Source organism: Staphylococcus pasteuri, from assembly GCF_030547725.1.
GTDB classification, from domain to species: domain Bacteria; phylum Bacillota; class Bacilli; order Staphylococcales; family Staphylococcaceae; genus Staphylococcus; species Staphylococcus pasteuri.
The window spans coordinates 277,731-299,434 of sequence record NZ_JAUOQO010000002.1; the positions used below are offsets into that span (position 1 = coordinate 277,731).

Genomic DNA, 21,704 nt, shown 5'->3' on the forward strand with positions numbered 1-21,704 from the left:
GAACTATGTAACGTTTTGTTCATAAAAAAGCCTTCTAAAATAGATTAGATATTTATCTTCAAGTTATTTGTTATAACGACGATAAAATTAATCATTTTAAAAGGTTCATATCATTATTGCCCATGATATATTTTAAATAATAATGGTTTAATACCATTAGAGGTCCATTCTTCATATATCTTTTGTTTGTCAGCATTTTGGTGAATAATGGCAATACCACAATCTCCACCGCCAGCTCCTGAAGTTTTAGCAGCACCGCCATGTTGCTCAGCGATGTCACACAAATGCTTTAATTTCTCTGTTTCAATATCTACTGATGCTTGATCATCCATTTGACGAATGATAAGACGATTTTGACGAATCATCTTTTGTACACCTTTAATATTGTTAGTTTTAAATGCATGGATTAAATTTTCAACACATTGATGTGAACTATCTAAAAATTCGCCATAAAAAGCGGGATCAGATTTAAGTCTTTTAACTTCGCTAACTAGGTGTGGTGAAGATGCTGGTGAACCAGTCCATCCTATTAATACTTCCATATTTTCTGGCGCTTGTAATGGTTCGATATGAAGACCAGGCCAATTCTTGTCTAATACCGTATTTACTGAAGTCGTTTCGATTTGCTGCTTAACCCAGTCATGGTCGAATGTACTATATGCTAACCAACCACTATAAACACTTACGGCAATGTCGCCACAAGAACTTAAACTTTGTAATTTCATATTCGAAATAACTGCTAATTTATAAATATAAAGATTAGATAATTCTAATTCATAAAACTCGTTAAGTACTTTAACAACTGACACTAACACAGCGGCACTTGAACCAAGACCATACTTATTACCATTAGCATCATCTAAGTTACTATCAATTGTTAAATGAAAATGTTTTAAAGGGATGTCACAACTCTTAGCATACTGTTCAAACACTTCTATGGCTGTAACAACATAATTTAATTGTTTAGCCGCCTGTGGATCAGAAATGACAATGCTATCTTCATCTCTATAAAATGTTACAGGTTCGTGATGTAATGTTTTTGAATGAATTGTACCTTCAACTTGATTTGAAGGTTCGATTGTTGCTGTAACAAAGCGATTTAATGCAATTAACACAGATTTATATCCTGGTTCTGTAACTGCATATTCACCAGCTATATAAAGTTTACCGGGTGCTTTGACCTGAATCATTCTATCAATTCCTTACTTAATTATTTCAACGCCTGTAGCGATAATATCACTTGCAATTATTTTTGAATCATCAAATTGTTTTTTAAATTGTTCAATCACTGCTTGTTTATTTTTCTTTTCAACAAGGACTTTCACATTTGGACCAGCATCCATTGTAAAATAACAAGGTAATCCCATTTCCCTACATTTGTGAACAATAGCCATTGCATCATAGCTTTCTTGTACTAAATATGTAAATGGCGGTTGAGCACCAAGGTTTGTAGCATGCATACGTAAACCATTTGCCTCAATCACTTCTCCAAGATGTTTAAAGTCTTTAGATGACATCGCGCGCTTAACTTCAGCTATATCCTCATCTACGTGATCTAACCAATATTGATAAAAGCGAGATGTATCACGTGTCAATGACATACCTGAACGACTGGATACTTTTTTAGATTGATTATTGATAACGACAAATATCATAGACAAATCATCTTCCCAATGATTTGCATCGACTGGATGAGCATATGATGTTTCGTCATCATGACCCTTTTCCCATTCAGCAAAACCACCGAAAATGCTTCGAGATGCCGAACCAGACCCACGACGTGCTAAACGAGATAAATCTTTATCTGTTAATCGAAGTTGTAAAGCTTCATTACAAGCTGCTGCGAGCGCTGCGTATGCACTTGCAGATGATGCTAAACCAGCAGCTGTCGGCACAAAATTATGACTATCAATACGAGCATGTAAATTTGTACCTGCTACTTCTCTAACAATATCCATATAAGATTGAATTTTTTTAGTTTCTTTTTCATTGGCTTCTTCACCATTTAAAATAAATTGATCATTTTGATAGTCACTGTCAAACGTTACTTCAGTTTCGGTATAAAACTTTTCCAATGATACAGATAGACTATTATTCATAGGGATAATTAACTTTTCGTCAGCTTTTCCCCAATATTTAATCAATGCAATATTTGTATGTGCACGCGCTTTGCCACTTTTTGCCAATGGGTTAACCTCCTAAATACTCAATCCATGTATGTGCAGCTCCTGCTTTTTCAACTGCCGCTACAATTTTTTCTGCAGTATGTAAATCTTCAGCTAGTAACAACATGCTTCCGCCACGTCCACCACCAGTCAATTTACCTGCAATTGCACCATGGGATTTTCCTATTTCTAACAACTCTTCTATTTTATCATGACTTACTGTTAAATTTCTTAAATCTTGCTGACATTCATTAAAAATATTGGCTAATTGTTTGAAATTATGATATTCGATTGCCTGACTTGCTTGGTATACTAAGTCCCCAATATTTTCAATATGTTTCATGTATTCTTGTGATTCACATAAATTGTGAACATCTTCAACTGCTTGTTTTGTTGAACCTTTTACGCCAGTGTCAATAACAACCATATAGCCGTTTAATTGAAGTGTTTTTAAAGTTTCAGCATGACCATTTTGAAACCATACTGGTTTATTAGAAACAATCGTTTGTGTATCAATACCACTTGGTTTACCGTGAGCAATTTTTTCTGCCCAGTTAGCCTCTTCAATTAATTCTTTATCACTTAAAGTTTCTCCTAGAAAATCATAACTTGCTCTAGTAAAAGCAACAGCTATTGCTGCACTTGATCCTAACCCTCTTGAAGGTGGTAAATTAGTTTGAATTTTAATTAATAATGGCTCTTCTACACCCGTTTTGTCGATAAAACGTGTCACGATTGATTTTAAATGCTCTGGCGCATCATAAAGAAGACCATCATAAACATCACTTTCGATGGCTGAATAATTTCCCTTTTCAAGGCTTTCTATTAACACTTTAATTTTACCGGCGTTAAATGGAATAGCTATAGCAGGTTGGCCAAAAGTTACTGCGTGCTCGCCTATCAAAATAATTTTACCGGTAGACTCCCCGTATCCTTTTTTTGTCATGTTATTATCACCTTTTATTATACCTTCACTAATCTGATTCTTCATTGTCTTTACGTGTTTATGTTTGTATATATAGTTTTTTACAGAGTAATATTTTAACGAGTATCATATGTAATGATATTATTACGATTTTAAATAACAAACTATATATTTTATACCTCTATACAAAATCTTGAATATATTTACCTTTAACTAAGGTTTTGTAAACATTTTTACATTTTATAAACTTAAATCTGCTCTTTTTATATAAATTTTTCCACCTAAACTATAATACTACAAATAATTCTTGGAATACACAGATTTATATATAATATAAGAAATTTAATGTACTCAATACATCATTTTTATAGTTTATTAAACTACGTTATCACTGCAAAAACTATAAAAAACCGTCTTATTTTAAAGACATTAAACCTCAATATCGATTATATTGTGGTACTAAGTCATATTAAATAAGACGGCTAATTATTTTAAATTGTCATTGTTATCTAATTTATACTACTTTTCGTTCATTTTAGTTATCATTTTTGCATTACGGTCTATCATTTTATCAAAATAACCTTCATAGCGTTGCCACTCATCGTCAGTGATTGGGTCCATATTTAAGCGTCCACCTAAATCTTTGATGGCATATAGTAATAAAAACATGGTGTCTTGTACAGTAATCTTTTTATTTAAAAGCGTTTCAAGGGATGCCATGCATTGTGGTTCAATATCAGGATAAATAAACTTAGTTGTTTCACCTTTTAAAGCACGGTCATAAAAATGTTTCATCATTAATGCACGTTCTGAACCCGAACCTTCAACACATAGATAGACTTGAACTGCAATACCGCCTCTTACACGTCTTTGTGAAATGCCTGCAAATTTCTTACCATTAATACTTAAATCGAATTTTCCTGGGCAATAAGAATGTGTAATTTCAAGAGTATCTATCTCTACATCTTCGTCTTCGAACATTTTGGCAACAAGCAAATACATAACAGTAAATGCTTCATCAATTGTCGTTTCTGACTGCCCTTTGAACATTAATGAAATATTTAATATTCCTTGATCTAAGACAACCCCAAGACCTCCCGAATTACGTACAATCGCGTTATAGCCCATTTCATCTGTTAGATAGGCAATACCATCCTTTAAGAATGGTAATCGAGAGTCATGAATACCAAGAATAACAGTATGTTGATGAATCCAAGTTCTCACTACGTTAGGTGATAAATCTTTACCTACACTTTCGCTAAACGTGTCATCAAAAGCAAATGATTGCATAGGTTCCAAACCACTGGAATGGTCAATGTATCGCCATTCTATGTCATTAAAATATTTATTTGCTAAGTCCATTATTGTAATGATTGTGCAGCAGTAATAATTGATAAGTTATAGACATCTTCAATTGAACATCCACGAGATAAGTCATTTACAGGAGAATTCAAGCCTTGTAAAACTGGACCAACTGCATCATATCCACCTAATCTTTGAGCTATTTTGTAACCAATATTACCTGCTTCTAAACTAGGGAAAATGAAAACATTTGCATCTCCTTGAATTTTAGCACCTGGCGCTTTTTTCTCAGCTACACTTGGTACGATTGCTGCATCAAATTGGAATTCCCCATCAATAACAACATTGTCTAATTGTTCTTCAGCTACTTTATCTTGCGCTAATTTCAATGCATCTTGAACTTTAGTCACGTCATCTGATTTAGCAGATCCTTTAGTTGAAAAGCTTAACATAGCCACTTTAGGTTCCATACCAAAACTTTGTGCAGATTTAGCACTTTCAACAGCAATTTCAGCAAGACCTTGTGCATCTAATTCAGGGTTAATTGCACAATCGCCAAAGATATATTGTTCTTCGCCTTTCATCATAAAGAAGATACCAGATGTTTTAGATACGCCAGGTTTAGTCTTGATAACTTGTAATGCTGGACGAACAGTATCACCAGTTGAATGCGCTGCTCCACTTACTAAGCCTGCTGCTTTACCAGTGTATACAAGCATTGTTCCAAAGTAATTAACGTTTTCTAATAATTCTTCAGCTTGTTCTTGTGTTGCTTTGCCTTTACGGCGTTCAACAAATGCGTCTACTAATTCTGATTTCAATTCACTTGTTGAAGGATCGATGACTTCTATATTAGCAATATCCAAACCTTTGTCTTCTGCTAAGGATTGAATTTTTTCTTTATTACCTAAAACGATTGGTGTTACATAATCTGTAGTTTGTAATTGTGTAGCCGCAGTTAACACACGTTCGTCTTCCCCTTCAGGTAACACGATATTTACATTTTTTCCTGATAATTTGTTTTCTAATACATTTAATAGATTAGTCATAATGTCCTCCTTGAATTTCTTTTTCATAATAACGTTTACAAAACTAATTATACGTTATTTTAAAATAGAATTCCATTTCACTTTTTTGTAATCATTTACTTAGGAGCTGACTATTTATTTATGATAAAATTTAATGTGAATTGATATTATAGAATTAAAGGAGCGATAAATATGAGTGAAGCAGCCGAAACATTGGATGGTTGGTATAGTTTACATTTATTTTATGCAGTTGATTGGGCTACTTTTAGATTAGTCCCTCAAGAAGAACGCGAATCAATGATTGCTGAATTCGAAAGTTTCGTGAACGATAAATCTGAAGCTAGAAGCTCTCATACAGGAGATCAAGCTATTTATAATATTACAGGACAAAAAGCCGATTTATTATTATGGTTCTTACGTCCTGAAATGAAAGACCTTAATTTAATTGAAAATGAACTTAACAAATTACGTATAGCTGATTTCTTTATTCCGACATACTCTTATGTGTCAGTCATTGAATTAAGTAATTACTTAGCAGGTAAATCTGATGAGGATCCATATGAAAACCCTCATGTAAAAGCTAGATTATATCCTGAACTACCACATTCTGATTATATTTGTTTCTATCCTATGGATAAACGTAGAAATGAAACATATAACTGGTATATGTTACCAATGGAAGAAAGAAAATCATTAATGTATAACCACGGAATGATTGGACGTAAATATGCTGGTAAAATCAAACAATTTATCACTGGTTCTGTCGGCTTTGATGACTTTGAATGGGGTGTTACTTTATTCTCAGATGACGTCTTACAATTCAAAAAAATTGTTTATGAAATGCGTTTTGATGAAACTACTGCACGTTATGGAGACTTCGGAAGTTTCTATATAGGTCATATTTTAAACACTGAAAACTTCAATCAATTTTTCAAAATTTAACAATATGTTGTGTAAAGAATTCCTATTCTAATACGAATAGGAATTCTATTTTTTACGTCTAAACTTCAATTAAAAAAGTACACTTTGCAAGCAAAGTGTACTTCTGACATGTAGTATCCTTGGGAGAACTTTAATCACTACTACGTATAAGTTAACTAAATTAAATATATTGTCGCTACCCAATATATTTTGTAATAGTTAACTAATATTAATTTAACCTTTTTGAAATATTTGAAACATTATTTTAGTGTTGAGTTATATATAAAATGCAATAAGTTTATATAAGTATCAATTTATACATTTTCCTTTTATTTTTCTAAATTTTATCGAAAAATCATGAATTAAATTGCTTATCAATTTTGTCATTCACTTCTTTTTTCTATATAGTTATTAAAACTGAAATGTTTTACAGCTTTTCTTTATCGCTATATAATGGTTTTTTCTCTTTTCATACTCTATAATTAATATATCTAAATTTAAAAATTTTAAAAACTGGTGATTAAATGACAAAAGTAGTAAATGAAAACGAGCATGAACGTCTCATCAAAGATGTGGTTATGTTAGCCGCACGTGTTTTACTTGAATCTGGTGCTGAAGGTACACGGGTAGAAGATACAATGAATCGCATCGCTAAAAAATTAGGTTATCAAGAAAGTAATAGCTTCGTTACAAATACCGTTATTCAATTTCATTTACATAATGAAGCAACCCCACGTATGTTTAGAATAAAAACAAGAGACACTAATTTAATTAAGATTTCACAAGCAAATGAAATTTCTCGTTTAATTACTAAAGGGACGATGGGTCTTGAAGAAGCTAAAGAAAAATTAGAAAAAATTTATGTCGCTAAAAGAGATAGCAGCCTTCCTTTTAAAGGATTTGCCGCAGCAATCATTGCAGTTAGTTTTTTATATTTACAAGGTGGTTCCCTAGTAGATATTATTACTGCTCTACTTGCAGGTAGTTTAGGTTATCTGGTTGTTGAAATACTAGATAGAAAGTTACATGCTCAGTTCATACCTGAATTTATAGGCTCTGTTGTTATAGCTTTGATTGCTGTAACTGGTCATACTTTAGTACCTCAAGGTAATCTTGCGACCATTATTATCGCTTCAGTCATGCCTATTGTTCCTGGTGTATTGATAACAAATGCGATTCAAGATTTATTTGGTGGCCATATGCTTATGTTTACAACGAAATCTTTAGAAGCACTTGTCACTTCATTTGGTATAGGTGCAGGTGTAAGTTCAATATTAATATTAATCTAGGAGAGTTGTTATATGTTTTGGATATTAAATTTTATATTTAGTTTTTTAGCATCTCTGTTCTTTTGTGTCATATTCGATGCTCCTAGAAAATTATATCTATCTTGTGGATTTGTTGGGGCTTGTGGTTGGATGGTTTACACACTGTTCTATAATGGATTAGAAGCTCATACAATATATTCCAGCTTCTTCGGTAGTCTTGCATTAGGTCTATTAAGTCACTATATGGCTAGATATAAAAAAGAACCCGCTATTATTTTTATGGTAACTGGAATTATACCTTTAGTTCCTGGTGGTCTTGCTTACGATGCTACTAAAAGCTTAGTTTTATTACACTTTAATAAAGCAATCAACACCATGCTTGAAGTGACATTAATTGCAGGCGCTATTGCTTTAGGTTTACTGTTTGCAGATCAAATTTCAAAAATCATTATTTCTGGGTTCGCTATAACTAGAAAAAAACTATAAATATAAAAAAGTCATGATGAGTATTTAAGAGGTTATCTCTTTTCTCATCATGACTTTTTAATTATTATTTATTTTTGACTGGTTCATCAACCATGTTTTCTACTTCATCTTCACTTCTATTTAAAATTAATCTACTTAATTCATCGTTATCAATTTTTTTCAATTTAGGATAGCGAATGACAAAGAAAATCAATCCTAATACTAACCATACACCTAATGCAATATAAGATGGTAATGAAAGTGATGCTGGTGTACCAGGAATTAATAATAAACATAAGAAAATGAATGATACGACTGAACCAATAATACCGAATGTTTTATAAATTGGTGCATACGTATTACTTTGTTTATTGTAACTGAATAACTTAGTAGCAGATAAACAAGTCACAAAGTATGCTACAGAAACACCTGTTGAAGACATATCAACAATCCATGTTAACGCAGTACGTCCTAACCATGGTGCTATTAAAGATACCGCAACTAAGAAAATAATTGCTACATAAGGTGTCTTGTATTTACTATGAATGCGGCTAAATACTCTTGGCATAATTCCTGAACGTCCCATAGAGAATAGTAGTCTGCTGGCACTCATCAAGAATCCATTTAATCCAGTAAAGATACCCATCATAATAGCAATAGCTAATACAGCTAAACCAATATAACCAAATGCTGTTTGTGTTTCTGCACCTGTTAACCATAACTGGCCATTTAAACTTTTTTGATCTGTACTTAACCATCCTGTATATAAAATCATTACAACATATGTCATAGATGCTGCAAGTAAACTATACACAATTAATTTAAATGTTTTGTTTGGTGCAAAGTTAAATTCTTCGGCTGTTTGTGGTATATTATCGAATCCTACATAAGCCCATGGCGCAATTGCTACTATAGTGATAATAGACATGAACCAACCTTCATGTGGATTTGATAATGGTTTTAAGTTATCTAAGGCAAAGTTATTACCAAAGAATGAACCAAAGAACATTAATAATACTACAATAACCATAGCTACACAGAAATAATATTGTAATGACCCAGATACACTTGCGCCTCTAATAGCTATAAACATAAAGACAAGTAATAATACTGTTGCAATAATAATTTCAGTTATGTAGACATCCCAACCTGCAACTGAATACATTTTTCCGTTATTGAGTACACTTGGTAATAAAAATTTAATCAATAAACTAAAAGCGGTGGCATTCAATGCTACAACACAGACATAACCAAAGGTTAAGAACCATGAAGAGAAGAAACTTACATATCTACCAAAACTTAAGAAACTAAATGCAAATGCCCCACCAGAAACGGGGAATTTTTCTACTAAAGCACCATAACTTACTGCGATTAAAATCATAAGTATAGCGCCAATGACAATACCAATGGACGCAGCTACAGGACCTGCTTGCCCAATCCAATCCCCTGGTAGTATAAATGCGCCCCAACCAATACATGAACCATATGCAATCGCCCAAACAAACTTTTCTGATAAGTTCTTTTTGAGGTCGCCTCTATCTACCTTTTTATTTTCGTTATTTTCCATAATTAAAAACTCACCTCGATGTATGTGTATACCCGAAAAGGTGAGTCATGTAACTTAAATATCGAATTATTATTAATTTTATTTCAAAAACTGAACTAACGGTTTTATTAACCTGAAAACTTAAACGTTGCAATAATTAACATTAACCAGCCGACAATAAATAATACGCCACCAATTGGTGTAATAGCACCTAATATTCGCACTTGTGTTAAAGCTAATACATATAATGAACCACTAAAGAATACAATACCAAAGAATATTAACCATCCAGCCCAATTAATGTTGATTGATGTTGTTCCGCCAATCACACCAATAATTAATAATGCTAGTCCATGGTACATTTGATACATTGTCGCTTTTTCCCAAACAGACATGTACTTTTCTGATAGCTTACCTTCTAAACCATGTGCACCGAATGCACCAGTTCCAACAGCCATCATTGTATTTAAGGCTCCTAATATAATAAATAATTTCATCATAATTTATGTTCTCCTTTATGTTTAAAAATCAAATATAGACTCACCGTTGCCTATTTCATCATCAGTCGTCATTAAATTAGAATTAGAGATTGAATTCGTATTGGTTGGTTGAGATTTTGCACTTTCCGTATTAGAAACTTTTCCACCCATTGCTCTAATTTCTTCAACTGTCACATTATCATAGCCAGATTTACTATAATTATCACTCATTGGTTTATTCGCTGTACTTACCTCTGTATGCGTAAAATCATTACCTTTAGATTTTCCCATACTCATTTTGTCTGTAGCCGAAGATGTATAAAGTGCTGTAATGGTATGTATCGCATACATATGTTTCTCAAAATCTTGTTGTGAAGTTGATTCGTCAGCTTGAACGAGTTCTCGTTCTATTAATTGAATCACTTTGTCTTTATCCATGACTATTATCCTCTCTTTCACACCAATGAATAGGCGTTTTACCTTTAGATTCTAAAAATGAATTTGCTTTGGAATAAGGTTTAGAGCCGAAGAACCCTCTATACGCCGATAATGGACTTGGATGTGGTGACTTTATTATATGATGCTTAGATGTATCGATTAATTTTATTTTTTGTTGGGCGGGTTTTCCCCATAAAATAAACACAATATCTTCTCTTTCTTCTGAAATGGTACGAATCACTTCATCTGTAAATATTTCCCAGCCGATATCTTTATGTGAGTGGGCCTCACCTTGTCTTACAGTTAATACTGTATTAAGAAGTAATACGCCTTCTCTTGCCCAATCCTGTAAATGTGGTGACTGACGTCTACAACCTATGTCTTCTTCTAATTCTTGGTACATATTTCTTAATGAAGGTGGAAACTTAGCATTAGGTTGAACTGAAAAAGCTAATCCGTGCGCTTGATTAGGTCCATGATAAGGATCTTGCCCTAATATGACAACTTTAATGTCTTCAAACGGTGTTAAATCAAAGGCTTGATAAATATTTTCTCTATCTGGATAAACAATTTGTGTTGTATATTCTTTTTCAAGAAAGTCATGCATTGCCTTGAAATCATGTTTAGACGTAATATTATGAAAAACTTCAGACCACTCCATCCTTTTTCACCTCAAAGATATTTTAACATATCTCTACCTTCAAATTATAATTAGGTTTAATGTAAACTTTTATTTAAAATAAGTTTACAAATTATCTTGAATTATATATAGTTCATAATAAGATGAATTAAAAGTTTGGAGAGACGTATATGTGTACAGGATTTTCATTTTACACAAAACAGCAACATCATTATTTAGCTAGAACTATGGACTTTGCTTTTGAATTTAACGGCATACCAACTGTAGTACCTAGAAATTTTGATTATCAATTTGATTTAGAACCATCTATGAAACTCACTTACGGTTTTGTCGGCACTAATTTAAAGGTAGGTCGATATCGTTTTGGAGATGGTGTTAATGAATGCGGCATCGCTATTTCAAATCATTATTTTACTGGCGAAGCATCTTATAGCAAACATAAACGTTATGGTTATTTTAATTTAGCTCCTGAAGAATTTATCATATGGGTGCTTGGCTTCACTAAAAATATTCAAGACTTAAAGCAAAAAGTCAAAAAGGTCAATATTATGCATGAGAAGAATGAAACGTTGAACATTGTACCACCGCTTCACTTCATTATAACTGACCGTGAAGGTCATACTGTGTCAGTAGAACCACATAATGGTTTGCTTATTGTTAAAGACAATCATATAAATGTGCTTACTAATTCACCCAATTTAGAATGGCACATACAAAATTTAAGAAATTATGCTTTTTTATCGCCTGAAAAGTCTACTAATCATTTAGTAGGCAAATTATTAGTAAAATCTATGGGTGCTGAATCAGGTACAAATGGATTACCAGGTGGATATACTTCTCCTGAACGTTTCGTAAGAGCAAGTTATTTAAGACATCAAATACCACAATCAAACGATGAAGAACAAAATTTGATTAATTGTTTTAAAATATTAGATTCTGTAAGCATTCCTCAAGGTGCCGTCATTGATGCTGGGGAAACACACTACACGCAATATCAATTAGTAATGGATAGTAAAAATAGGACTTATTTTTTAAAACCTTATTTCACAAACCAGATATTCAAAATTCAATTAAATGAAGATTTACTTTCGAAAAATGATATGACATTTATCGATATTGATCATCAGTTAAAAATAACTCATCTTAACTAATTAGATAACATGACAAATAAACTTTATAATATGACACTATTTTATTTTGCTACTATGTGAATCGTGATATGATGGTAACAGTATTAGAAAACATTGGGAGTGAATTCAAATGGCATTAAAAAAAGTATTAACAATTGCTGGTTCAGATACTAGTGCAGGTGCTGGTATGCAAGCTGATTTAAAAACTTTTCAAGAATTAGACGTATACGGTATGGTAGCTTTAACTTCTATCGTAACTATGGATAAAGAAACATGGTCTCATGATGTAACACCATTACCTATGGATGTATTTGAAAAACAACTTGAAACTGCTATTTCTATTGGTCCAGATGCTATTAAAACTGGTATGCTAGGTACAGAAGAAATCATTAAACGTGCTGGTGAAGTTTATGAACAATCTGGCGCTAACTATTTCGTTGTCGATCCTGTTATGGTTTGTAAAGGTGAAGATGAAGTACTTAACCCGGGAAATACTGATGCAATGATTCAATATTTATTACCTAAAGCAACAGTGGTTACCCCTAATTTATTCGAAGCTGGTCAATTATCAGGATTAGGTAAACTAACTTCTATTGATGAAATGAAAAAAGCAGCTCAAATCATTTATGACAAAGGTGCTCAACACGTTATTATTAAAGGCGGTAAAGCTTTAGATCAAGATAAATCATATGACTTGTACTTTGATGGTAAAACATTCTATCAATTAACTACAGATATGTTCCAACAAAGCTACAATCATGGTGCTGGATGCACATTTGCAGCTGCGACAACAGCTTATCTTGCAAATGGTAAATCACCTAAAGAAGCAGTCATTGCAGCAAAAGCATTCGTTGCTTCAGCTATTAAAAATGGTTGGAAAATGAACGACTTTGTTGGCCCTGTTGACCATGGTGCTAACCGTCGTATAGAACAAATTGACGTTCAAGTAACTGAAGTTTAAATATAATCATAGATTTTATTAAATAGACTAGGCTTACACTATCGCATGTTTTGTATAGTGTAAGCCTTTTTCATTCTATTAATCACCTAACTTCTACCTACATATATAGTCGTAGTTGATTATCCAATGATAGACTGAGTTAAAGTTGATACCAAAGCCTCATGTCTAATGGTTGATGAACGTGTATGATATAAAGTGTAGAGAGATAAAGGAGGTATAACAACATGATTATTCATAAACAAGATATCCAAGACGGTATTCCTAAATACGAAATCATTACTAAAAAATTCAAATCAATCACTGTTAAGTTTGATGAAACCTTTAATAAAAATGATATCTATCGATTACTCTCTCTACTTGAAAATGACGTCGACAGAATGCATTTCAGTCACGCATGATTGTTATTTTCAGCATCAAGAATCTACAGATTTAAAGTTTAAAAGGTAAAAGATCCATGTTTCAAACGTTCAAACAATGGTTTTAAAGTTTCTTGTCCCCTAACTACAGACACTTTAAATGCCATCATCCCTAAAATACTCATCTTAATAACGATAAAAAGTGCTAATGTTAACCAAAGTTGTCCCCTTTGGTGGTTCAGAGAGAAACTTTGAACCTTCTTAACATTAGCACTTTTCTATTAAAAAAAGAGTCTTATGACAATTGTATTTAACAATTACCACAAGACTCACATATTAATTAAAAGTCTTCTTTTTCTTGTCGTTCTTTTACCCACCATAATGCTTTTTCAGGGTGAGCTTCATAATAAGCTTTATCTTTTTCATTATCTACGTTAGGGTAAGAACCTTTAAGTGACTTACCTGCTGTAGCTGCATGTAATAATGTAATAACTAAGAATCCAATAACACTAATTGCTGTTAAGTAATAAGCTGGTGCTAATACATTACCTGTAGCTTCAACTAACCATGAAGCAATTAATGGTGTTGTACCACCAAATAATGATACAGATACGTTAAATGTTACTGATAATGTACGATATCTAATATGTGTATAGAATATCGTTGGAAGTGATCCTGGCATTGTTGCTTCATAAGTTGATAAGAAGAATCCTAGAATTAAGACACCAATGATAATGAACGGTAATGATTTTGTTGCTAATAATGAAAATGCAACAATACTTAATAACGTTAATCCACCAGTACCGATTAAGAATACTTTCTTTTCACCTATTTTATCTGCCAATTTACCGAATCCTAAAGCTAATGGAATCATAATTGCCATGATACAAGTAATGATGACACTAGTTGTCGTTTGATCTACTTTTGCAACTTGACCTAAATATGTAGGTAAGTATGCTGTCACCATATAGTTCGTAACGTTAAAGAATACTACTGCTACGAAACAAACGATGATATCTTTGTAGTAATAACGAATGATACCAAAGAAATTAATCGTATCTCTTTTCGGAGTTTCTGCAACATCATTTTCAAATACAGGTGATTCTTCCAATTTTCTACGTAAGTATAATCCAAATAAACCTAAGAATAAACCTAAAATAAATGGAATTCTCCAACCCCATGCTTGCATTTGATCATGAGTTAAGAAGAAACTTAATAATGCAATCATAATTGAAGCTGCAATATAACCAGATAATGTACCAATTTCTAATCCACTACCTAAGCTATTACGCTTTTTATCTGGTGAAGACTCTGCAACATATGTCATTGCACCTGCATATTCCCCACCAGTAGAGAAACCTTGTAAAATACGCGCTAATAACAAGAGAATAGGTGCCCATATACCAATCGTGTCATAATTTGGTAGTAAACCAATTGTTAATGTAGACAGTGCCATTAATATAATTGTTGTAGTTAATACAACTTTACGACCGTATTTGTCTCCCACAATACCAAATACGATACCACCTATAGGTCTAAGTAAGAATGCAATCGCTAATGCAGCAAATGTAAATATTTGCTGAATTTGAGGATTGTCGACTGGAGAGAAAAAGTTCGCTCCTATGTAAGCTGTCGTATAAGCATAAACACCAAAGTCAAACCATTCCATGGCATTACCAATACCGGTTGCGACAACGGTTTTTTTCGCTTTTTGAGCGTCGACCATGTTAATATTTTCTTTTTCGAAATCCATGTAATTTAACACTCCTTTGTATGTTACATAATTATACTATGATAGTTAATGTTGTCAAATTGATTTAATTTTATTTAAATTCAAAAATACAAATTTATTCATTTTACAGAAAATTAGTTAAAATAAAAAAATCTATTCAATCAAATCATCCATTAAGAAAAATTATTTAAAACAAATTCTATTTTATCTAATTTTTACAACAATTAACTTTACCCCATCTTCTTTATTCCAAACCGTTATCGTATCCTTATTTTTCATTGAATAATCAATATCTTCATTAATACCAATGGTTCTAAAGTATTTTATTTTATAAGAAGACCACGTTATATCGAGTTTATTCATCACAATATCACAAACTAATTGTCCTGGAACAATATCATCATGGATTTCATTTTTATCGTTTACACATGCCAAATAGTGTTTTATTAGTTGCTCATTTATCTTCATATCTGATTTACCTTTATAAATATTTGTTCTATATAAATACAATTATTATTATCTTTATTAATTTTCAAAGTGTAGGTGTATTTGATGAAATTTTTGATTTTAAGTACCTCTTTTTTGCGTAATTCTGCTTTATAATTTGTACATGTAACTAATTTATTGGTTTGGTATACTTTTGTTTCTTTCAAATAGATTTTTTCATTTATAAATTCCTGGAACAATGTGAATTCTGGCCATAACTTGGCACAAAATAATTCAGGAACATAACCCTTATATTCCACACCAATAATTTGACAATATCTCATTACCTCCTCTTCATTAAATCGAATTTCTCTTATTTCACTTTGTGTCCCATCGTTCGAATAAAGCTGCATTACCGAGGCCACCTCCTATACCCATAGTCGCTATTGTTCTAAAATTATCTTTCATATAAAACAATCGTGTCACTAAGGCTGCACCACTTGCTCCATATGGATGTCCAGACGCTAAAGCACCACCCCATTGATTTAATTTATAATCTGGTATATTTAATAATTTTTGTGAGGCTAAAACTTGTGCGCTAAATGCCTCATTCAGTTCTATTGCATCAATATCATGAATGGTTAATTCATAACAATTAAGTAAATTCTGTACAGCAGGTACCGGACCAATCCCCAGTATGTTAGGGTCTACACCTTTTGTCATGGCACCCTTAAAATATAGACCATTGTTAAATCCATAATATTTCGCTGTTTCAAGTTCCATAATTAAAACCAATACAGCTCCATCATTCTTCATACAACTATTTCCTACTGTCACTGTACCATTAGGTAATTGTGGCTTAAATCGCGATAATGTTTTTAAATTTAAATTAGGTTTTATACTTTCATCGTCTTCAAATTTTTCACCTTTTACTATTAAAGGGACTATTTCTTGGTTTATATTTCCATTTTCATAATTCAATCTTGTGCGCTGATGACTTTGATATGCAAATTGATCTTGGTCTTCCCGTGATACGTTGTATTTTCTAGCAACGTTTTCAGCTGCTTCAATCATAGTTGGATCCTGTCCCTTTGGTGCAAATGAAGCTTTCTCATAAAATTGAGGGAAATGTTGTTCATATACAGATTGAGGTCGTAGTATTTTCCATGGTGCTCGACTTGTACTTTCTACTCCTCCAGCAAGATAAATTTTTCCAGCTTCACTTTGTATCATTCGACAAGCATAAATTATACTTTCTAACCCCGAACCACATTGTCTATCTATCGTTAATCCTGGTATCGCATCATCAATGCCAGCCTCTAATAAAGATTTCCGTGCAATATTGCCACCATTTCCTACTGTATTTCCTAAAATAACTTCATCTAAATTAGCAATCACTTCTGAATAATTATCTTGATAATAGTTAAATAATGATTTTAATAATTCCTCTGGTTCTAGATGTTTTAATTTACCTCCATATTTGCCAAATGCTGTCCTTTTAGCTGCAACAATAACGGGTTGTTTCATTATTTTAGTTCTCCTGTATTCCATCTTTTTTCCATTTCAAATCGAGATATTTTGCCGCTTCGTGTATACGACATTTTAGTTACCTTCTTTATCTTAGAAGGAATTTCGTACCTATCTATTTTATTCATTAAATACGTTTTCAATTGTCTATAATCTAATTCAATATCGCCTGTATATAGTAAAACAGCAATTTCTCCAAATTTATCATGTTGCTGTCCTATAACAATAGCTTCATTAATTCCATGGATTTTAGTAACTTCGCTTTCTATTTTAGCTGGATAAACGTTTTTACCGCCTATAATCAATCTTGACCCAACTCTTCCTCTTAAATACAAACATTGCTTCTCATCAATATGTGCATAATCACCTGTACTAATCCATTGATAATCATGTAATTCGTTCTCATCATTCACATAACCACTAAACGTCATATTACTTCTGACATATAATCGACCTATACCTTCTTCATCTTTGTTCTTTATTTGGTAATCAACATTTGAAAATAATTTACCAACTGATGATTCGGGTGCGCTTTGGTTTAAGTTATAACTTATAAAACTAGCTTCCGATGTCCCAAAAAATTCTATTAAATTTACATGAGATAACTGTTCTTTTAATTTATAGAACATATGCTTATTTAATTTAGCACCACTACTAAAAATACTAGACAAACATGTTGGCATATCATGATTGGACAATAGTTGATGTAACATGGTTGGCACTAAAAACATCGCAGTAGGAAGTTGAATGGTGTTCAATTTGTCAATGAGTTGTATCGAATTAAAATGATTTTGTCCAATAAACGTGCGACCAGTATAAAGAGCGTATATACAAGCATATAGTGACAAAGAGTGTGATAAAGGGCCAGGTGCTACAAATATTTTTTCTTGTCTTTGCATAAGCATTTCATTTTGTTCGAACGAAACAATCCATGACGGTTCGTTACGATAGTAAGCTTTAGGTAAACCAGTTGTACCTGAAGTAAAACCAATATGTAAGATATTAGTTGGATTATCTTTTATTGATGTCAGTTTAACTGCTGAGACTTTCGATATTTCATTTTCCATATTATGAAATGGTATATGATAAGTATTCATAAGTTCTCTAATCATTTTCAAACTCCATTTGCTATCCAATAAACACGGTACACAATCTAAAGACAATAAAGTCAAATAGTCGATAATATTTTTTAATGCATTATGATGGCATAATGCTACCCTGACGCCTTTTGGGATAGAAGTCATTGTTTTTTTGTTTTGGTTTATCAATAAACATATTTCATGGTACGTAACTGTTTCATCATCAATAATCACAGCTGGTTGATCTGATTTTGTTATAGCATATTGTTGTAATTGTCGAAGTAATTCTGACATATTCCCACCTACAAATGTTAACTTATTTGTATATTATATTAACATTTAATTTGTTTCATTGATAAATAAAAAAGTTAGAGCATTTTTAACTGTCATTTTAATGACTTAATACTCTAACTTTAATTGATATATTATTTATTTATCATGTTTGTAAGTTATAAAACTCTAATTATCTCGTCCACTTCACTTAATACATAATCTGGATTTTCACTGATTAAATCTTTTGATGAATGTGAACCCCAAGTTACTGCACAAGATTTAATTCCAGCTGCTTTAGCCATTTGAATATCAAATATAGCATCCCCGATATATATACTATTCGCTGGATTAAGGTTATGATTTTGAAGAATGTACTGTAATCCGTCTGGGTCGGGTTTATAATGTTTCACTTTATCAGAACCAATAGCTTCTTTAATAAATCGACTCAAACCTAAATGTTCTAAATTCCTTTGTAATACATTCGTTTTTTTACTAGATACAACAAACATTTGCTTATTTTGTCTACTTAATTGATCTAGTGTTTCTGCTATTCCAGAATAAGAACATAAATATCTCGCCTCGAATTGTTGATACTGTTCTCTAAAAAGTTGTATCAGTTGATCTAACGCTTCTTCAGATAAAAAACGATCACTCATCTCCATAAATGACTTTTCAATTGGTATTCCCATATAATGAATAATTTCTGAATCACTTGGCTCTGTTAATCCAAATTGTGCAAAGGCTTCTTTAGTCGCCTCAATTGAACATTGCTTTGAATCTGCTAATGTCCCGTCAAAATCAAAAATATAATTATCAAAATTCAAATTATTCACCTCTAAAATATCAAATTAAGGTTTATCTTTTTATTATATAACAAAATTAACATATATTATGCCATAATAAAAGCTGAGACATCTTTCTATGTCCCAGCCTAAATTGATTATTTATTCTAAGTTTGCATGATTATTTTGCATTGTCGTTTCGTCAACATTAAGTTGGTTCATTAAACCAATCACAATACTATCTAAAAAGATTTGAGACGATTGTTCGAATAAACTACCTAATGGTTGATTTGAACCTTCAGCATCATGTTTAGTACCTGCTGGCAATTCAACAACCGTGTCTGCAATTTCACCAATTGCAGAATCAAGTTTAGTAGTTAATAGTACAACTTCTGCTTCCACTGATTTTGTTTTATCAGCTAATAAGCGTAAATGTTCTGTAGAACCTGAACCAGAAATGACAATGAATAAATCGCCTTTTTGTATAGATGGCGTCGTTGACTCACCAATGACAAATGCTTGCTTGCCTAATTGATTCAATCTCATTGCAAAGCTATTTGCAACAAATCCAGAACGACCCTTACCTGCAACGAAGATTCGTGAAGCTTCTGTTACTTCAGAAGCAAATCCGTCGAATTCTTCATCCTTTACGTGAGATAAAGTTCCTTTTAACTCATCTAAAATGAGTTGATAATTATTAAATTTAGTCATAATTACTTACCTTCAATAGCGTCACGACATTGTTTAGCAGCTTCTACAGGATCGTCAGCGTTAGCAATACCGCCACCAACAATAACTAAGTCAGGATCTTCTGCAACAATATCTTTAATAGTATCTGGTTTAATACCGCCAGCTACAGCTACTTTAGAATTTTTAATTACTGATTTAACTTTACGTAAGCTATCTAATGGAGATTGTCCTTCTGCTTGTAAATCATAACCAGTATGGACTGCAATGTAGTCAGCACCCATTTCGTCTAATTCTTTTGCGCGTTTTTCTAAATCTTGCACTGCAATCATATCTACTAATAATTGTTTATCATTTTTGTGTGCTTCTTCTACTGCCGCTTTAATTGAAGCATCTTCAGCTACACCTAAAATTGTTACAACATCTGCACCAAATTTAACTGCTTGGCTAACTTCATAGTCCGCTGCGTCCATGATTTTTAAGTCAGCTAAAACTTTTGCATTGTTAATATTTTCATTTAAATGTTGTACTGCAGGTAAACCTTCATTAATTACGATTGGAGTACCAATTTCAACAATATCAACATATTCTTCTACTTTTTTCGCTAATTCTGCTGCTTCTTCTTTATTTAATAAGTCAATTGCTAATTGTAATTCCATTATAATTCATCCTTTCAGTTTAAACTGTTTTTTCTCTCACATTGAATGAATTACCCTTTAAACTTTTACTTTAAACGAAGCGTATATTTATAAGCTAATCGACATCCGGTGCAGCTGCATCATCTACATATATTTCTACATTAGCATGTGTTTTTAAAATGGTAGATGGAATATCTTCTGATATAGGTTGAGTTAATAAATTGTTTATGGCTTGTCTTTTTTTCTCGCCAAATGCCAATAATATAATTCTTTCAGCTTTAATGATGGATTGAAGTCCCATAGATACTGCCTGTTTAGGCACTTCAGACTCATGATTAAAGTATCTACTATTCGCTTTAATCGTACTTTCAGTTAAATCAACTACGTGAGTTTCACTATCAAAATCTGTTCCAGGCTCGTTAAATCCTATATGCCCATTTTCTCCAATACCTAGCAATTGAACGTCGATAGGCCCCTCAGATTCAATGATTTGATTATACCGTTTCACTTCTTCATCTAAGTTGGAGACATCTCCATTTGGTATATGAATATTTTGACGATTGAAATACGGATACTGATTAAATAAAATTTGATTCATATAATAATGATAACTTTGATTGTGTTCAGGCTCTAAACCAACATATTCATCTAAATTAAATGTTGTTATCTTTGATACATCTAATTGATTTTTCTTTAATAACGAAACTAAATGTTCATAAACATTTGTCATAGTTCCACCAGTCGCTAAACCTAAATTACTATTTGGATATTCATCCATTTGTTTAAATAATTCGCAAGCAACATAAAATGATGCTAATTCTTTAGTGCCTAAATTAATAATTTTCATAATAAATCACCTCAAATAATTACTACCAAACAATATAATAACCAACCCCTTAATTACATTTTGGATTATAACACGACACAACATTTTTC

The 21,704-nt window shown here is 32.2% G+C and carries 24 protein-coding genes; 6 read left to right on the forward strand and 18 right to left on the reverse strand.

Going from position 1 to position 21,704, the window contains the following annotated elements:
* Window positions 1–113: 113 nt before the first annotated feature.
* The 5 genes from Q4528_RS03500 to pta form a co-directional block, all read right to left on the reverse strand.
* Window positions 114–1,190 carry a phosphomevalonate kinase gene (locus Q4528_RS03500; protein ID WP_046466395.1) on the reverse strand — a complete coding sequence of 359 codons (1,077 nt, stop codon included), beginning with the start codon at window positions 1,188–1,190 and terminating at the stop codon, window positions 114–116.
* 12 nt (window positions 1,191–1,202) lie between these two features.
* Entirely contained in the window at window positions 1,203–2,186 is a 984-nt protein-coding gene (gene mvaD, locus Q4528_RS03505) for a diphosphomevalonate decarboxylase (RefSeq protein WP_017636377.1), read from the reverse strand.
* 4 nt (window positions 2,187–2,190) lie between these two features.
* Window positions 2,191–3,111 (reverse strand): mevalonate kinase, encoded by a 921-nt coding sequence (gene mvk, locus Q4528_RS03510; protein WP_017636378.1) that lies wholly within the window; start codon window positions 3,109–3,111, stop codon window positions 2,191–2,193.
* A 498-nt stretch (window positions 3,112–3,609) separates the two neighbouring features.
* On the reverse strand, window positions 3,610–4,452 hold the full coding sequence (locus Q4528_RS03515; protein WP_026083429.1) for a lipoate--protein ligase family protein: 843 nt from the start codon (window positions 4,450–4,452) through the stop codon (window positions 3,610–3,612).
* Window positions 4,452–5,441: a phosphate acetyltransferase gene (pta, locus tag Q4528_RS03520; RefSeq protein WP_046466392.1), complete on the reverse strand. Its 990-nt coding sequence runs from the start codon at window positions 5,439–5,441 to the stop codon at window positions 4,452–4,454. The genes Q4528_RS03515 and pta overlap by 1 nt, the downstream gene beginning before the upstream one ends.
* 171 nt (window positions 5,442–5,612) lie before the next feature.
* On the opposite strand from pta, the gene hemQ reads away from it, so the two are divergent.
* From hemQ to Q4528_RS03535, 3 genes are all read left to right on the forward strand, one after another.
* On the forward strand, window positions 5,613–6,362 hold the full coding sequence (gene hemQ, locus Q4528_RS03525) for a hydrogen peroxide-dependent heme synthase (protein WP_029056380.1): 750 nt from the start codon (window positions 5,613–5,615) through the stop codon (window positions 6,360–6,362).
* Between the two features lie 503 nt (window positions 6,363–6,865).
* Window positions 6,866–7,630 carry a threonine/serine exporter family protein gene (locus Q4528_RS03530; protein WP_017636382.1) on the forward strand — a complete coding sequence of 255 codons (765 nt, stop codon included), beginning with the start codon at window positions 6,866–6,868 and terminating at the stop codon, window positions 7,628–7,630.
* 12 nt (window positions 7,631–7,642) lie between these two features.
* Window positions 7,643–8,095: a threonine/serine exporter family protein gene (locus Q4528_RS03535; protein ID WP_017636383.1), complete on the forward strand. Its 453-nt coding sequence runs from the start codon at window positions 7,643–7,645 to the stop codon at window positions 8,093–8,095.
* 64 nt (window positions 8,096–8,159) lie between these two features.
* Here the strand turns inward: Q4528_RS03535 and Q4528_RS03540 are convergent, their stop codons facing one another.
* The 4 genes from Q4528_RS03540 to Q4528_RS03555 form a co-directional block, all read right to left on the reverse strand.
* On the reverse strand, window positions 8,160–9,641 hold the full coding sequence (locus tag Q4528_RS03540) for an APC family permease (protein WP_017636384.1): 1,482 nt from the start codon (window positions 9,639–9,641) through the stop codon (window positions 8,160–8,162).
* A 107-nt stretch (window positions 9,642–9,748) separates the two neighbouring features.
* The gene (locus tag Q4528_RS03545; RefSeq protein ID WP_096807881.1) at window positions 9,749–10,117 is read right to left on the reverse strand and encodes a DUF423 domain-containing protein; all 369 of its coding nucleotides are present in this window, start codon (window positions 10,115–10,117) and stop codon (window positions 9,749–9,751) included.
* 24 nt (window positions 10,118–10,141) lie between these two features.
* Window positions 10,142–10,537, reverse strand: a complete 396-nt coding sequence (locus tag Q4528_RS03550; RefSeq protein ID WP_017636386.1) for a DUF5327 family protein — start codon at window positions 10,535–10,537, stop codon at window positions 10,142–10,144.
* A complete protein-coding gene (locus Q4528_RS03555; RefSeq protein WP_303520542.1) occupies window positions 10,530–11,198 on the reverse strand; it encodes a uracil-DNA glycosylase in 669 nt (222 codons plus the stop codon). Before Q4528_RS03555 ends, Q4528_RS03550 begins: the two co-directional genes overlap by 8 nt.
* A 149-nt stretch (window positions 11,199–11,347) precedes the next feature.
* Here Q4528_RS03555 and Q4528_RS03560 point away from each other — a divergent pair, with 149 nt between their 5' ends.
* The 3 genes from Q4528_RS03560 to vraX all read left to right on the forward strand — a co-directional run bounded on the left by Q4528_RS03560 (window position 11,348) and on the right by vraX (window position 13,666).
* Window positions 11,348–12,328 carry a choloylglycine hydrolase family protein gene (locus Q4528_RS03560; RefSeq protein WP_046466391.1) on the forward strand — a complete coding sequence of 327 codons (981 nt, stop codon included), beginning with the start codon at window positions 11,348–11,350 and terminating at the stop codon, window positions 12,326–12,328.
* 109 nt (window positions 12,329–12,437) lie between these two features.
* A complete protein-coding gene (gene thiD / locus Q4528_RS03565) occupies window positions 12,438–13,268 on the forward strand; it encodes a bifunctional hydroxymethylpyrimidine kinase/phosphomethylpyrimidine kinase (RefSeq protein WP_017636389.1) in 831 nt (276 codons plus the stop codon).
* A gap of 224 nt (window positions 13,269–13,492) precedes the next feature.
* Entirely contained in the window at window positions 13,493–13,666 is a 174-nt protein-coding gene (gene vraX, locus Q4528_RS03570; RefSeq protein ID WP_017636390.1) for a C1q-binding complement inhibitor VraX, read from the forward strand.
* Window positions 13,667–13,964: 298 nt separating this feature from the next.
* Here vraX and Q4528_RS03575 read toward each other — a convergent pair whose 3' ends face one another.
* The 9 genes from Q4528_RS03575 to nagB form a co-directional block, all read right to left on the reverse strand.
* Window positions 13,965–15,377, reverse strand: a complete 1,413-nt coding sequence (locus tag Q4528_RS03575; protein ID WP_017636391.1) for an MFS transporter — start codon at window positions 15,375–15,377, stop codon at window positions 13,965–13,967.
* Between the two features lie 183 nt (window positions 15,378–15,560).
* Complete coding sequence (locus tag Q4528_RS03580) at window positions 15,561–15,824, reverse strand: hypothetical protein (protein WP_029056373.1); 264 nt, start codon at window positions 15,822–15,824, stop codon at window positions 15,561–15,563.
* On the reverse strand, window positions 15,821–16,195 hold the full coding sequence (locus Q4528_RS03585; protein ID WP_029056372.1) for a VraC family protein: 375 nt from the start codon (window positions 16,193–16,195) through the stop codon (window positions 15,821–15,823). Before Q4528_RS03585 ends, Q4528_RS03580 begins: the two co-directional genes overlap by 4 nt.
* On the reverse strand, window positions 16,161–17,309 hold the full coding sequence (locus Q4528_RS03590) for a thiolase family protein (protein WP_017636394.1): 1,149 nt from the start codon (window positions 17,307–17,309) through the stop codon (window positions 16,161–16,163). Before Q4528_RS03590 ends, Q4528_RS03585 begins: the two co-directional genes overlap by 35 nt.
* Window positions 17,309–18,682: an AMP-binding protein gene (locus Q4528_RS03595; protein ID WP_046466389.1), complete on the reverse strand. Its 1,374-nt coding sequence runs from the start codon at window positions 18,680–18,682 to the stop codon at window positions 17,309–17,311. The genes Q4528_RS03590 and Q4528_RS03595 overlap by 1 nt, the downstream gene beginning before the upstream one ends.
* Before the next feature lie 155 nt (window positions 18,683–18,837).
* Window positions 18,838–19,485, reverse strand: a complete 648-nt coding sequence (locus Q4528_RS03600) for an HAD family hydrolase (RefSeq protein WP_017636396.1) — start codon at window positions 19,483–19,485, stop codon at window positions 18,838–18,840.
* A 120-nt stretch (window positions 19,486–19,605) separates the two neighbouring features.
* Window positions 19,606–20,154: a 6-phospho-3-hexuloisomerase gene (gene hxlB / locus Q4528_RS03605; RefSeq protein ID WP_046466388.1), complete on the reverse strand. Its 549-nt coding sequence runs from the start codon at window positions 20,152–20,154 to the stop codon at window positions 19,606–19,608.
* A gap of 2 nt (window positions 20,155–20,156) precedes the next feature.
* Window positions 20,157–20,789, reverse strand: coding sequence for a 3-hexulose-6-phosphate synthase (hxlA, locus tag Q4528_RS03610; protein ID WP_029056369.1), 633 nt, complete (start codon window positions 20,787–20,789; stop codon window positions 20,157–20,159).
* A 94-nt stretch (window positions 20,790–20,883) separates the two neighbouring features.
* Window positions 20,884–21,615: a glucosamine-6-phosphate deaminase gene (gene nagB / locus Q4528_RS03615; protein ID WP_017636399.1), complete on the reverse strand. Its 732-nt coding sequence runs from the start codon at window positions 21,613–21,615 to the stop codon at window positions 20,884–20,886.
* Window positions 21,616–21,704 lie beyond the last annotated feature (89 nt).